The sequence below is a fragment of the Enterococcus termitis genome, assembly GCF_001730305.1.
Taxonomy (GTDB): domain Bacteria; phylum Bacillota; class Bacilli; order Lactobacillales; family Enterococcaceae; genus Enterococcus_L; species Enterococcus_L termitis.
On sequence record NZ_MIJY01000001.1, the window covers coordinates 563,177 to 575,542 of the forward strand.

Sequence of the window (12,366 nt, forward strand, 5' to 3'; positions counted from 1 at the left end):
CTTTAATGAAGAATGAACGTTTAGGTGCAACTGTGCTAAGTGTTAAAGTGATTTCAAATGTTGCCCCTTCAATGGCTGAAGCACTTGGTTTAGGACCTGATCACCGTAGCTTAGGTTTGATTACTTCTACGTGTGATGATGTCACGTATGTTGCGCTAGATGAAGCAACAAAAGCTGCGGCAGTCGATGTGGTTTATGCTAAAAGCTTTTATGGAGGCGCAGATAATGCCACGACGAAATTGGCTGGAGAAGTAATCGGCATTTTAGCTGGACCAAGTCCAGCAGAAGTGAAAAGCGGGCTAGCAGTTGCCGTTCAAGAAATAGAACAAGGCTCCAGCTTTTATAGTGCGAATGATGATAATTCCATTCCTTATTTTGCCCATTGTGTATCTCGGACAGGAACACACTTGTCAAAAGAAGCGAATATTCCAGAAGGATCAGCATTAGCATACTTGATTGCACCACCTTTGGAAGCGATGTATGGACTAGATGCAGCGTTGAAAGCGGCCGATGTTGAAGTTTCGGCATTTTATGGTCCACCTTCAGAAACTAATTTTGGCGGTGGTTTATTAACTGGCAGTCAGTCAGCTTGTAAAGCAGCTTGTGATGCCTTTGCAGAAGCAGTAGCAAGAGTTGCTGAAAACCCGACAGCCTACTAAAAGGATGTGAAAATCAATGATATTAGAAGCATTAGGAATGATCGAAGTAACAGGCTATCTAGGAGCCGTCAGTGCGGCAGATGCAGCGTTAAAAGCGGCAAATGTTCAGCTACTGAAATCTGAAAAGATCAAAGGCGGGATCACAACTGTGGAGTTGATCGGAGATGTTGCGGCGATCACTGCTGCTGTTGATGCAGGACGAGTAGTCGCTGAGCAGCTTGGCTGTCTTCGTTCCAGTCACGTAATTCCACGTCTAGATTCAGCGGTACAAGAGTTGTTGCTAAAAAAAATAGCAGTAAAAAAAGAGAAAGAAAAATCACGTGTTGAAGGAACAGAAAAGCAACCAGAATCAACTACTGAACCAGAAGTCAAAATGACTGATGAAAAGAACAAACCATCAGCCGCTAAAAAGAATGCAAAAAAAGAGAAGAAATAGGAGGCTGACACATGACAGCACTTGATAAAGATTTAGCGTCCATTCAAGAAGTGAGAAATCTGCTGACAGCAGCAAAGTCAGCACAAAAAACATTAGCTGAAATGTCCCAAGAGCAAATTGATCGAATTTGTGAAGCCATTGCAGTATCAGCGTATGAGGCTCGTGAAAAGCTAGCTAAGATGGCCAATCAAGAAACTGGCTTTGGTCTGTGGCAGGACAAAGTTGTCAAAAATAGTTTTGCCTCAAAATTTGTTTGGGACTCTATCAAAGAAATGAAAACAGTTGGGATTTTAAACGAAGATAAGGAGAAAAAAGTCATAGATGTCGCTGTTCCAGTTGGCGTTATAGCAGGGCTGATTCCTTCGACTAACCCAACTTCCACAGTGATTTACAAAGCGCTGATTGCAATCAAAGCTGGGAATGCGATTGTCTTTTCTCCACATCCTAACGCATTGAATTCAATCCTAGAAACAGTTGCTATCATTTCTAAAGCAGCTGAAAATGCTGGTTGTCCGAAAGGCACCATCGGCTGTATGGTAAAACCAACGATGCAGGGAACCGCTGAATTGATGAAGCATCAAGATACGTCATTGATTCTTGCAACTGGCGGTTCTGCAATGGTCAAAGCGGCTTATTCTTCTGGAACACCTGCTATCGGAGTAGGACCGGGCAATGGACCAGCCTATATCGAAAAAAGTGCCAATGTTCCACTCGCAGTTAAACGGATCATGGACTCCAAGACATTCGACAATGGAACCATTTGTGCATCTGAACAATCGATCATTGTGGAAACCAGTAACAAAGCAATAGTCATTGCTGAACTGAAAAAACAAGGTGCGTACTTCTTATCATCCGCTGAATCGCTTCAGTTAGAACAATACATCATGCGGCCGAATGGAACGATGAACCCGCAGATCGTTGGAAAATCGGTTCAAGCGATTGCTGAATTAACAGGTCTTTCTATTCCAAAGGATGCCAGAGTGTTGATTGCCGAAGAAACGAAGGTTGGTCATAAGGTGCCTTATTCGAGAGAAAAACTAGCACCGATCCTTGCTTTTTACACGGTAGAAAACTGGGAAGAAGCCTGTGAATTATCAATGGAGATCCTTCATCATGAAGGAGCAGGGCATACGATGATGATTCATTCTGAAGATGATGCGATTATTCGTGCGTTTGGATTGAAGAAGCCAGTCTCCAGAGTATTGGTCAATACACCAGGAGCATTGGGCGGAATCGGTGCAACGACTAATATGGCACCAGCACTAACCTTAGGTTGCGGTGCTGTTGGTGGAAGCTCTACCTCTGATAATATCAGTCCTGAAAACTTATTCAATGTTCGTAGAATTGCTTATGGCGTGCGTGAACTTGACGATTTAAGAGACGAATCACCGCAAGTTTCAATAGCCGATTCTAAAATCAATGAAGAACAGTTAGTCGAAGTGCTAGTAGAACGTATTTTAGCGAAGTTACACTAATATTTTTAATATTATGTATATAGATTTATCTTACTTAATACCAAACAATGGATTAAGAAAAAAACTAAAATTTTAGGAGGAAACATATTATGAACGCAAATGCATTAGGAATGATCGAAACAAAAGGACTAGTTGGAGCTATCGAAGCAGCTGATGCGATGGTCAAAGCTGCAAATGTAACATTGATTGGTAAAGAACAAGTAGGCGGCGGTTTAGTCACAGTCATGGTTCGTGGTGATGTTGGTGCTGTGAAAGCTGCCGTTGACGCTGGTGCTGCAGCTGCAGAACGTGTTGGAGATTTATTGTCTGTTCATGTAATTCCACGTCCACATACAGAAGTTGATGCCATTTTACCTCCTGTAAAATAAATCTCTTAAGAGGAAAATGAAGGGAAAATGCACAAAAATTATCCAGATTAATAAGATCGGTCTCTTTTAATCATAATAAAGCAGTGTGTTTTCCTTTCAAATTCTGTCTTAGGTAGAAATAGGCAATCCAAAATGAGGTGAACGAATGAATGAGCAAATAATAGACAATTTAGTCGATCAAGTAGTAGCAAAAATCCATCAAGAGCGCAGCTTTTTAGTAGAAGCTAGTGGACGGCATATCCATTTATCCCAAGAGCATATCGATAGTCTTTTTGGAAAGGATTATCAGCTGACGATTAATCAATACTTGTCTCAGCCAGGGCAATATGCATCGAAAGAACGTCTGACGATTTTAGGACCAAAAGGTGCTTTGCATAATGTTGTTGTGTTGGGACCGCCCCGTTCTGCTTCACAAGTTGAGATTTCTGGCACTGATGCACTTACACTGGGGCTTAAGGTACCAGTTAGAGAAAGTGGAGATATCAAAGATACGCCGGGGATCATGCTGATTAATGGCAACAAGACAGTTTGTCTGGAGCAAGGCTTGATCATTGCGAAACGACATGTCCATGTAGCAACAAAAGATGCAGAAAAGATGAACGTTTCTCATGGAGAAATCGTGAAAGTTAGGATCGAGAGCGACCAGCGCTCGCTGATTTTTGATGATGTTGTGATTCGGGTTAGCGATAAGTTTGCAACAGCGATGCACATTGACTATGACGAAGCGAATGCCTGTTCATTTAAAAAGGGAATCAGAGGATACATTGTAAAGTAGGGATCTAAAATGAAGACAAGCGAATTTAATGCCCTCGTTGAACGAATCACCAAAAAAGTGATTGAACGTTTATCAGAAATCGAGCAGCAACAATCTACGGTTTTTGGCGCAAATCAAGATTGGCTCACGCCTGGTGAGCTGGCTAAATTGCGTTTAATATCTAAGAAGAAAAATGAAAAGTTGATCATCATTACAGAATTTTCTTTTGAAAACTTAGTGAATACTTGTCACTTTAATCCACAAAATGACATGGAAAAAGCGATTGTTCAGGCCATTAAAAATGGACAAGAATTTATGATCATAAAAGAAGGTAGAACCTATCTACCGCTATTTTCCACTGGGAAATATGCGTTGAAACAAAAAATTTTAGCATTTGAATCGGAGCTTTATCGCTATGGTGGGAATTTTGTTTCACTGAAAGAAAGCAACCAGAAATTTTCTGCTGAAAAAAACGTCTCTCCTTATGAAAATAAACAGAATAGAACATATCTGACTGCTAAAGAGCTGATAACCAAAAATATCCAACCTGAAACGACATTGCTTCTTTCCGAGCAAGTACGATTGACTGATCAGGCGAAAGAATATATTCGAGAGAAAAAAATCAACATTAATTTGATTAATGAGAAATGAGGAAGCCGTATGTTCATCGGACGAGTTAAAGGTAGCTTATGGGCAACAAGAAAAGCTGAAAAGCTGAATGGGTTAAAATTTTTAGTAGTGGAATTGTCGGAATACGGCAATTCACAGCAGACGCTTGTGGCAGCCGATACTACTGGCGCTGGTCTGGATGATCTTGTGCTGGTCTCAACTGGCAGTGCTGCAAGAATGTCACTGGATGATCCAACAATTCCGGTAGATGCTGTTATTGTGGGAATTATTGATTCAGTTGAGTTGAATGAATAAAAAGTAAAGGATGTGAAGTGTATGAGTATAAATGAAATCATTATGTATATTATCGCTTTTTTCATGGTTCTTGGAGCGCTCGATAAATGTCTAGGGAACAAGTTTGGTTTGGGAGAACAGTTTGAAGAAGGCATCATGGCAATGGGGTCTTTGGCCTTATCAATGGTAGGGATCATCACCTTGGCTCCAGTTTTAGCAACTATTTTAAAACCAGTGGTTGTGCCTTTATATACTGCACTAGGTGCAGATCCAGCCATGTTTGCTACAACATTACTTGCCAATGATATGGGCGGTTTTCCATTAGCGATGCAACTTGCACAAGATCCTCAAGCGGGTTTATTTGCTGGAGCTATTCTTGGTGCGATGATGGGTCCAACGATTGTTTTCACGATTCCAGTCGCATTAGGAATCATTGAAAAAGAAGATCAACAATATCTTGCTACAGGAGTGTTGTCAGGTGTCATCACTATACCGATCGGTTGTTTTGTTGGCGGCTTAATTGCAGGGTTTCCTGTTATGATGATCTTGAAAAACCTTGTGCCGATTTTGCTTGTGGCAGTGTTAATTATGATCGGTTTGTGGCTTAAACCAGATGGAATGATCAAAGGATTTACGATTTTTGGTAAATTTGTGGTGATCGTAGCGATTGCAGGTTTAGTTTTAGGAGCACTACAATTATTAGTAGGAATAACAGTAATTGAAGGAATTGCTCCTGTTAGTGAAGGAATCGAAGTTGTTGGTGGTATTGCGCTAACGTTAGCTGGTGCATTTTGTCTTGTATTTGTGATTACTAAACTGTTCAATAAACCATTGATGAAGTTAGGCAAGCTTTTAGGGATGAATGAGGTAGCCGCTGCTGGGATGGTTGCAACACTTGCGAATAGTATTCCGATGTTTCAAATGATGAAAGACATGGATCCTAGAGGAAAAATCATCAATGTGGCTTTTGCAGTTTCGGCAGCATTTGTGATGGGAGATCATTTAGGATTTACAGCAGGAGTTGCTAAGGAAATGATTTTCCCAATGATCGTAGGAAAATTAGTCGGCGGGATTACAGCAGTCCTAGTGGCTGTATTTATGGCTAATCGCATGTTGAAAAAAGAAGCGAAGTAGGTGAATGTTATGAATCATTTAGATGAAGAAATGATACGCAATCTTGTACGCGAAGTTTTGACAGAACAATTATTTAAGGGAAACGATCTGTCAAAAACCATTGATCCAAGTGGGATTTTATCTATCAAATTGCCTCAATTAGACGTAGCAGAAGAAGATCGTTTGGATACTGGCAATCCTCAACATAAGGTCTATTGTAAGGATTTAGTGACTTTAACGGAAAGTCCACGTTTAGGATGCGGTTTGATGGTGATGGAAGATACGACATTCGATTGGCTTTTAGAATATGATGAAATTGATTATATCATTGAAGGTAGATTGAGTGTTATTATTGATGGAAGAACGATTTCAGCTGGTCCGGGTGAGATCTTGTTGATTCCCAAAGGAAGTGCAATTCAGTTTTCTGTAACAGGAAGAGCTCGTTTTGTTTATGTGACTTATCCAGCTGACTGGCAAAAACAATAATCAGGAGAATAAAAATGGTTCGGAAAGTTAGCGTAACACTGATTTTTTGAACTGTTTTTTTTGTTCATCTGGAAAAGGAATAGACAGAGAAATAGCCTGTATATTGACTTTAAAGACATTAATTTATATAATGAATGAGTAAGTGACAATGGAGTTGCTTAAAGCTATGAATGATTATGTCAATGAAGATATAGCAAATAGTAATCTGAAAATATATCGGTATTCAAGCAGCTTTTGCTTTTCAGAAGCGAGCTGAGGATATGTTTGGATCGACCTCTTTTATGGAGACGTTGTTTGCTTATCTGACAGAATAACAATCCGTTATAGTCGTCAATTCAAACAGCACGCTTTGATAAAAGTGAGGGCTGTTTTTTTATTGCTCTTTTGGATCGATAGCAAAAGGAGTACGGAGGAAAGGATCGAGCCGATGAATAAAGAGTTTTTTGAACAGAGACATCCTTTGGTGATCACTGCCTATTATATATTGATGCTGTTGATTCTCATGAGTACGACCAATCCTTTGATCATCATCAGCTGTTTTTTAGGAAGTTTTACGTATCAGCTGGTGGGATTGAATAGAGACAAAAAGCATTCAATAATCTATCCTTTGCTTTTTCTTCTGATTATAACTCTCACGAATCCACTGTTTGTGCATAGAGGAGCGACGGTCTTATTTTTCTTTTTGAATCGTCCATTTACGCAAGAAGCATTGATTTATGGCTTTTTTATGGGCTTGATGATTGCTGGTATGATTTATCTGTTTCAAAATTTTCAATCTAAAGTAAATTCTGAACAATTCTTTTATTTGTTCGGCCGCCGCTTTCCTAAACTGGCGTTGATTTTGACTATGGTATTTCGCTTTATACCAATGCTTCAGCAGTATTACCAAGAGCTAAATCAAGTGCAAAAAACAATTCATCGAACACAGATGCGTACGTTGAAAGAACGAGTGACATATGGACTGGATTTATTTGGAAACTTGTTTTCTTGGATGTTGGAAAACGCGATGGATAGCGCCGATTCGATGAAGGCTAGAGGATACGGCATTGGAAAAAGAGGCAGTCGAATTCATTATACTTGGCAAAAAAAAGATACTGCAGCGTTTCTGCTAATATTAGGAAGTGGATTTCTGTTTATTTACTTCGCTATGGCTGGCGATTTCCAATTTGATTACTATCCATATACAGAGGATTTGCTTGAAAAATTTAGACAATCTAGTGCCAGTTATCTGATGATTGTGTTTTTAGCATTTTTACCAACAATTAAACGACTTTGGGAGGCGATGACGTGGACTATCTTGAAATCAAAAATTTAAGCTTTCAATATGCTGGAAGCGAGCAGAAATGCCTTGATGATATTTCACTGTCGATTACTAAGGGCGATTTTGTATTGATTTGTGGTGCTTCTGGCAGTGGAAAAACGACCTTGTTGAAAATGCTGAAGCCACAGTTAAGTCCTGCTGGAATAAAAACAGGGGATATTTACTTGGATCAGAAAAATCTTACGTTGGTTTCTGAACACTTTTCTAGTAGCAAAATCGGTTATGTGATGCAAAATCCGGAAAATCAAATTATCACAGATACAGTTTGGCATGAGCTGGCGTTTGGTTTAGAAAATTTAGGTCTTTCTTCTTTTGAAATTAAAGGCAGAATTGCAGAAATGGCTAATTTTTTAGGGATTCAGGAATTGATGGACACTCGAACTGCTGATTTATCGGGCGGTCAAAAGCAACTGCTGAACCTAGCTTCTGTCTTGGTTATGCAGCCAGATATGCTGATTTTAGATGAACCGACGACCCAGCTTGATCCGATTGCTGCGCAAAATTTTGTAGATGTTTTAGTACGTTTAAATCGGGAAATGGGCTTGACGATTTTATTAGCTGAACATGGGTTGGAGAGTGTGTTTGCATTAGCGGATAAAGTTGTTCTTTTGGATCAAGGACAGTTGATTTTTGCAGAAGAACCGCGGGCCGTTTCAGCAGCAATCACAACGAAAACACAAGGGATCGATCGATTTCTTCTCAGCTTACCAAGCGCTTTGCAGATCTATCATGCTCTGGCATTGAAAGATCAAGTACCTCTTACGGTGATTGAAGGGAAACGGTTTTTAGCTCGGCATTTTTCAAAGAGCAGCCAACCTACATTAGAAAAAAAAGAACTATCAAAAACGCAAAAGACCAGTCTTGAATTGAAAAATTGTTGGTTTCGCTACGAGAAAAACGGCTCAGATATTTTGGCTGGTGTAGATATGACTTTGAATGAGGGCGAGATTTTTTCATTAGTTGGAGCGAATGGAACAGGAAAGACCACATTGTTAAAAGTCATTGCAAGTATTCATCATTGCTATCGGGGGAAACTGACGCTATTTCAGCAAGCAATCAAAAAATCTCAGCACAAAATTGGCTATCTGCCACAGAGTCCAGAAATGGTGTTTGTGAAGGATTCTGTTTTAGAAGATTACCAAAATTATCTTCAAGGCCAAGGTCTTGATGAAAAGCAACAATTAGAAAAAATAGTGTCAATAGCCGCGTTGCTGGATATGACCGATAAGTTGAAACAACATCCTTTTGATCTAAGTGGTGGGGAGTGTCAACGTGCAGCTTTGGGTAAAGTATTGCTAGCTGATCCAAGTGTGTTATTGCTTGATGAACCGACAAAAGGAATTGACAATTATGCCAAAAAGCAGTTGATACAGCTGTTAAAAGAGTTGGCTGGCAAAGGCAAAACCATTTTAGTCGTCACGCATGATCTGGATTTTGCTGCAGAACTATCTGATCGCTGTGGTTTGTTTTTCCAGCATAATTTGTTGACAACGGCAAACCCAAAAGAATTTTTTAGTAAGCATGCTTTCTATACGACGGCAGCCAGCCGAATATCAAGAGATGTCGTTACAGAAAAGGTCACAACGGAACAGGTCATAACAGCTTGTCAGGCAGAAGAAGGTGTAACGAAAAATGACTTCTGATTTTAAACGGAATAGTTTAAGAGGGCTAATTATAATCATTTTTTTGCTGGTAAGTTTTGCTGCATTTCGATCAAAGCAATATCAGATTATCTCATTATTGCTTGTCTTGCTGGCGTGTTTGCCGATTTATTATCGCTATGAAAAGAAGCAGATGAATATCAAGGAATTGGTGCTGATTGCGGTTTTGATCGCTGTTGCAGTTTCAGGTCGGTTTTTATTTTATATGATTCCAGCCGTTACACCAATGACTGCGATCATTATTATTTCAGGAATTTGTTTAGGGCCGGAAGTCGGTTTTCTAGTTGGTTCATTGTCTGCGATCACATCAAATATGCTGTTTGGTCAAGGACCGTGGACACCGTTTCAAATGCTGTCATGGGGCTTGATCGGCTGTTTAGCTGGATTACCGTGGATTTGTAAAGTCTTGGGAAAAAGTTATTGGTTTTTGATTTTGTATGGGATTTTTGCTGGCTTCTTTTTTTCCTTTTTCATGGATGTATGGACAGTTTATTCCATCGATCGCTTCTTTTCTTGGCAGAGGTATGCTGCACTTTTTGTTACAGCGTTGCCTCATACACTTTCCTATTGTTTTTCCAATGCATTTTTTTCGTGTGTATTGTTTCGGATCGTTCAAAAAAAACTTCAACGTATTTTAATCAAATACGAAATAAAATCATAAAGATAAAGGTGGAATTTAAACATGAAAAAATTAATGAGAGCAGTACTTATTTTAGTAGGAATTTTTGCTTTAAGTGCGTGCAGTAAACCAACAGATAAAAAGGAAACAGAAGCAACGAAAGAAGCACGTGCAAAAATTACAATCATCTTAAAGGAAGACGACAAAGAATTTGATAAAAAGGAAGTTGAGGTTCAAAAAAATGAATCACTGCAAACGGTGATGGAGAAAAACTTCAAAGTAGATATGGACAAAGATTTTTTAGTTGGTATCGATGGTCATAAACAAGATGCCAAGGCAAGCAAATATTGGTTGTACGATATTGATGGGAAACAGCCGGATGTAGGTGCAGTAGAATATTTCCCTAAAAATGGTGAAACAGTTACTTGGAGTTTGAACAAGCTGTAGGCGACTGAATCAAACCGCTTGGGAGGAGATCAGATGAAAAAAGCGATTTTTATTGGTTCAGTTGGCTGTGGGAAAACGACTCTTTCACAAAAGCTTAAAGGAGAAGAGCTAACCTATAATAAGACGCAAGCAGTCGAATTTCACGACCAGATCATTGATACGCCTGGAGAATTTATTCAGCATCGTAATTATTACAGCGCCTTATTGACAACCTCAGTAGAAGCGGAGCTAATTGTGTTGATGGCTAGTGCAACTGAAAGAAAACAAACCTTCTCACCACTTTTTGCGGCGGCGTTTGCCAAGCCGTGTATCGGAGTTATTACTAAAATCGATTTAGCTACAGAAGATGATCTTAAACGAACAGAAAAGCAGCTTGAGCTAGCAGGGGCTAAAAAGATTTTCAAGATTTCCGCTGTTGAAAATTTAGGTATTGCTGAGCTGTTGGCTTATTTGGAAACAGATCGGAGGATAGTGAAATGAAGCTTTACACAAAAACGGGTGATAAAGGAAAGACGAGTATTATTGGCGGTGAACAAAGAAGTAAAGCCTCTGATCGAGTAGAGGCTTATGGGACGATCGATGAGCTGAATTCAATGATTGGGTATATCATTAGTCAAATGCAGACCTATCGCGAAATAAAAAAAGAATTGGAAGAAATTCAACAGATTTTATTTGATTGTGGCACTGATTTAGCAACACCGACAAGTGCAAAAGGCTACCGAACTGACCAACTCTCTACAGAGTGGTTAGAGAAAAAAATTGATAAGTATGCAGAAGTACCACCAGCACTTACTGAGTTCATCTTACCTGGAGGCTGTCCAGTAGCTAGTTTATTGCATATGGCTAGAACAATTGCACGTCGGGCAGAACGTGGTGTGGTACGAGTGCAGGAAACAGAAGAAATCAATATAAATGCGTTGATTTTTCTAAATCGTTTGTCTGACTATTTTTATGCAATTGCCCGATTTATTAATTTTCGTGAAGGACGTGCCGATGTGAGTTATCGGAGAAATGCACACATTTTTCATGAATAGCGAGAAAAGATTTCAAACCCTGACAATCTGTTGTCAGGGTTTATTTGTTAGGATAAATATATCAGTCATGGTACTGAATAATAAAGGAGTGAAGATGAAATGAATACATTAGAAGCATTCAAAAAAATAATGAATGAACAAACAGAAATTGCTTTGGCTACAAGTGTGAAGGAAATCCCCAATGTTCGAATCGTTAGTTTTTTTTACGACGAACAGCAGAAATGTCTCTTTTTCTCAACATTTAAAGGGAACGAAAAAATAGCTGAATTTGAATCCAACTCAAACGTAGCTTTTACCACAATTCCACTAGGAGATTCGGCTCATGTTCGAGTCCACTGTGCGCAGGTGAAAAGAAGTGAACTGTCCGTTTTCGATAAAGCAGATCAATGGATCAAAAAAATTCCTAGCTATGCTGAAAATATCGAGCAAGCTGGTGAAATGCTGGAACTATATGAAGTTCATTTTACAGAAGCTGTCGTCATCTTGGGCATGGGCAGTAAAGAAATTATTCGATTATAGGAAAGGGAGAATTGATATGAATTATTGGATTGGTGTTGCTTCTGAAGATCATGTGAAAATCGGTAAATCAGGTGGATTTTGTCAACTCTGCCATGGTAAAGGTGCCCCTTTGAATAAAATGAGAGAAGGAGACTGGCTGATTTACTATGCACCTAAAAAAAGCTTGCAGTCTAAAGAACCTTGTCAGCAATTTGTGGCAATAGGACAAATTTTAGCTGGAGAAGCCTACCCTTTTGAGATGGGACCGGATTTTATCCCCTTTAGGAAAGATGTCGCCTATGTGGATCAGGTAGAGGCTGTTCCTTTAAAAGCTGTTGCTGATTATCCTTTGTGGCAGGAGTATCGTTCACGCTTACGCTTTGGCCATTTTCAAATTCCAAAAGAATTATTTGATTTTATTTCGTTTAAGATGATAAAAGAGAAATGAAAAAGGAGGAAGGAACAGAAGTGCTTAGGTCTGAGAACCAAGTCTTCCAATTTTTAGTGTCTTTGACACTTAGAGATTGATGTGATCGAAGCGTAGCGTAGTAGCTGCTTTTTTCTCGCCGTTTATTCGAGTTTAGAGAGCGAA

General features: G+C 39.4%; 17 protein-coding genes. All 17 read left to right on the forward strand.

The window, feature by feature from the left end; translation table 11 throughout:
• Positions 1 to 5: 5 nt before the first annotated feature.
• Positions 6 to 659, forward strand: a complete 654-nt coding sequence (gene eutL / locus BCR25_RS02645; protein WP_069662040.1) for an ethanolamine utilization microcompartment protein EutL — start codon at positions 6 to 8, stop codon at positions 657 to 659.
• Between the two features lie 16 nt (positions 660 to 675).
• Positions 676 to 1,095, forward strand: a complete 420-nt coding sequence (locus BCR25_RS02650) for a BMC domain-containing protein (RefSeq protein WP_069662041.1) — start codon at positions 676 to 678, stop codon at positions 1,093 to 1,095.
• Between the two features lie 11 nt (positions 1,096 to 1,106).
• Positions 1,107 to 2,570 carry an acetaldehyde dehydrogenase (acetylating) gene (locus BCR25_RS02655; RefSeq protein WP_069662042.1) on the forward strand — a complete coding sequence of 488 codons (1,464 nt, stop codon included), beginning with the start codon at positions 1,107 to 1,109 and terminating at the stop codon, positions 2,568 to 2,570.
• Between the two features lie 89 nt (positions 2,571 to 2,659).
• Positions 2,660 to 2,938 (forward strand): BMC domain-containing protein, encoded by a 279-nt coding sequence (locus BCR25_RS02660; RefSeq protein WP_211272478.1) that lies wholly within the window; start codon positions 2,660 to 2,662, stop codon positions 2,936 to 2,938.
• Positions 2,939 to 3,083: 145 nt separating this feature from the next.
• Entirely contained in the window at positions 3,084 to 3,713 is a 630-nt protein-coding gene (gene eutD / locus BCR25_RS02665) for an ethanolamine utilization phosphate acetyltransferase EutD (protein WP_069662044.1), read from the forward strand.
• 9 nt (positions 3,714 to 3,722) lie between these two features.
• The gene (locus BCR25_RS02670; RefSeq protein ID WP_069662045.1) at positions 3,723 to 4,343 is read left to right on the forward strand and encodes a hypothetical protein; all 621 of its coding nucleotides are present in this window, start codon (positions 3,723 to 3,725) and stop codon (positions 4,341 to 4,343) included.
• 9 nt (positions 4,344 to 4,352) lie between these two features.
• Positions 4,353 to 4,616: a EutN/CcmL family microcompartment protein gene (locus BCR25_RS02675; RefSeq protein WP_069662046.1), complete on the forward strand. Its 264-nt coding sequence runs from the start codon at positions 4,353 to 4,355 to the stop codon at positions 4,614 to 4,616.
• 21 nt (positions 4,617 to 4,637) lie between these two features.
• Complete coding sequence (eutH, locus tag BCR25_RS02680; protein ID WP_069662047.1) at positions 4,638 to 5,729, forward strand: ethanolamine utilization protein EutH; 1,092 nt, start codon at positions 4,638 to 4,640, stop codon at positions 5,727 to 5,729.
• A gap of 9 nt (positions 5,730 to 5,738) precedes the next feature.
• The gene (locus BCR25_RS02685) at positions 5,739 to 6,194 is read left to right on the forward strand and encodes a cupin domain-containing protein (RefSeq protein ID WP_069662133.1); all 456 of its coding nucleotides are present in this window, start codon (positions 5,739 to 5,741) and stop codon (positions 6,192 to 6,194) included.
• Positions 6,195 to 6,621: 427 nt separating this feature from the next.
• Positions 6,622 to 7,509 carry an energy-coupling factor transporter transmembrane component T gene (locus BCR25_RS02690; protein ID WP_069662048.1) on the forward strand — a complete coding sequence of 296 codons (888 nt, stop codon included), beginning with the start codon at positions 6,622 to 6,624 and terminating at the stop codon, positions 7,507 to 7,509.
• Complete coding sequence (locus BCR25_RS02695; protein WP_069662049.1) at positions 7,482 to 9,158, forward strand: ABC transporter ATP-binding protein; 1,677 nt, start codon at positions 7,482 to 7,484, stop codon at positions 9,156 to 9,158. The genes BCR25_RS02690 and BCR25_RS02695 overlap by 28 nt, the downstream gene beginning before the upstream one ends.
• Positions 9,148 to 9,837 carry an ECF transporter S component gene (locus BCR25_RS02700; RefSeq protein ID WP_083242561.1) on the forward strand — a complete coding sequence of 230 codons (690 nt, stop codon included), beginning with the start codon at positions 9,148 to 9,150 and terminating at the stop codon, positions 9,835 to 9,837. The genes BCR25_RS02695 and BCR25_RS02700 overlap by 11 nt, the downstream gene beginning before the upstream one ends.
• Positions 9,838 to 9,858: 21 nt before the next feature.
• On the forward strand, positions 9,859 to 10,242 hold the full coding sequence (locus BCR25_RS02705; protein WP_069662050.1) for a DUF4430 domain-containing protein: 384 nt from the start codon (positions 9,859 to 9,861) through the stop codon (positions 10,240 to 10,242).
• Positions 10,243 to 10,275: 33 nt separating this feature from the next.
• Entirely contained in the window at positions 10,276 to 10,722 is a 447-nt protein-coding gene (locus BCR25_RS02710; RefSeq protein WP_069662051.1) for a EutP/PduV family microcompartment system protein, read from the forward strand.
• Positions 10,719 to 11,276, forward strand: coding sequence for a cob(I)yrinic acid a,c-diamide adenosyltransferase (locus tag BCR25_RS02715; RefSeq protein ID WP_069662052.1), 558 nt, complete (start codon positions 10,719 to 10,721; stop codon positions 11,274 to 11,276). Before BCR25_RS02710 ends, BCR25_RS02715 begins: the two co-directional genes overlap by 4 nt.
• A 99-nt stretch (positions 11,277 to 11,375) precedes the next feature.
• Positions 11,376 to 11,795, forward strand: coding sequence for a pyridoxamine 5'-phosphate oxidase family protein (locus tag BCR25_RS02720; RefSeq protein WP_069662053.1), 420 nt, complete (start codon positions 11,376 to 11,378; stop codon positions 11,793 to 11,795).
• A 16-nt stretch (positions 11,796 to 11,811) separates the two neighbouring features.
• Positions 11,812 to 12,222: an EVE domain-containing protein gene (locus BCR25_RS02725; protein WP_069662054.1), complete on the forward strand. Its 411-nt coding sequence runs from the start codon at positions 11,812 to 11,814 to the stop codon at positions 12,220 to 12,222.
• The last annotated feature ends 144 nt before the right edge of the window (positions 12,223 to 12,366 follow it).

Coding starts and splice junctions, on each gene's coding strand:
- eutL (WP_069662040.1), top strand. CDS start 6: ATGAAGAATGAACGTTTAGGTGCAACTGTGCTAAGTGTTAAAGTGATT.
- BCR25_RS02650 (WP_069662041.1), top strand. CDS start 676: ATGATATTAGAAGCATTAGGAATGATCGAAGTAACAGGCTATCTAGGA.
- BCR25_RS02655 (WP_069662042.1), top strand. CDS start 1,107: ATGACAGCACTTGATAAAGATTTAGCGTCCATTCAAGAAGTGAGAAAT.
- BCR25_RS02660 (WP_211272478.1), top strand. CDS start 2,660: ATGAACGCAAATGCATTAGGAATGATCGAAACAAAAGGACTAGTTGGA.
- eutD (WP_069662044.1), top strand. CDS start 3,084: ATGAATGAGCAAATAATAGACAATTTAGTCGATCAAGTAGTAGCAAAA.
- BCR25_RS02670 (WP_069662045.1), top strand. CDS start 3,723: ATGAAGACAAGCGAATTTAATGCCCTCGTTGAACGAATCACCAAAAAA.
- BCR25_RS02675 (WP_069662046.1), top strand. CDS start 4,353: ATGTTCATCGGACGAGTTAAAGGTAGCTTATGGGCAACAAGAAAAGCT.
- eutH (WP_069662047.1), top strand. CDS start 4,638: ATGAGTATAAATGAAATCATTATGTATATTATCGCTTTTTTCATGGTT.
- BCR25_RS02685 (WP_069662133.1), top strand. CDS start 5,739: ATGAATCATTTAGATGAAGAAATGATACGCAATCTTGTACGCGAAGTT.
- BCR25_RS02690 (WP_069662048.1), top strand. CDS start 6,622: ATGAATAAAGAGTTTTTTGAACAGAGACATCCTTTGGTGATCACTGCC.
- BCR25_RS02700 (WP_083242561.1), top strand. CDS start 9,148: ATGACTTCTGATTTTAAACGGAATAGTTTAAGAGGGCTAATTATAATC.
- BCR25_RS02705 (WP_069662050.1), top strand. CDS start 9,859: ATGAAAAAATTAATGAGAGCAGTACTTATTTTAGTAGGAATTTTTGCT.
- BCR25_RS02710 (WP_069662051.1), top strand. CDS start 10,276: ATGAAAAAAGCGATTTTTATTGGTTCAGTTGGCTGTGGGAAAACGACT.
- BCR25_RS02715 (WP_069662052.1), top strand. CDS start 10,719: ATGAAGCTTTACACAAAAACGGGTGATAAAGGAAAGACGAGTATTATT.
- BCR25_RS02720 (WP_069662053.1), top strand. CDS start 11,376: ATGAATACATTAGAAGCATTCAAAAAAATAATGAATGAACAAACAGAA.
- BCR25_RS02725 (WP_069662054.1), top strand. CDS start 11,812: ATGAATTATTGGATTGGTGTTGCTTCTGAAGATCATGTGAAAATCGGT.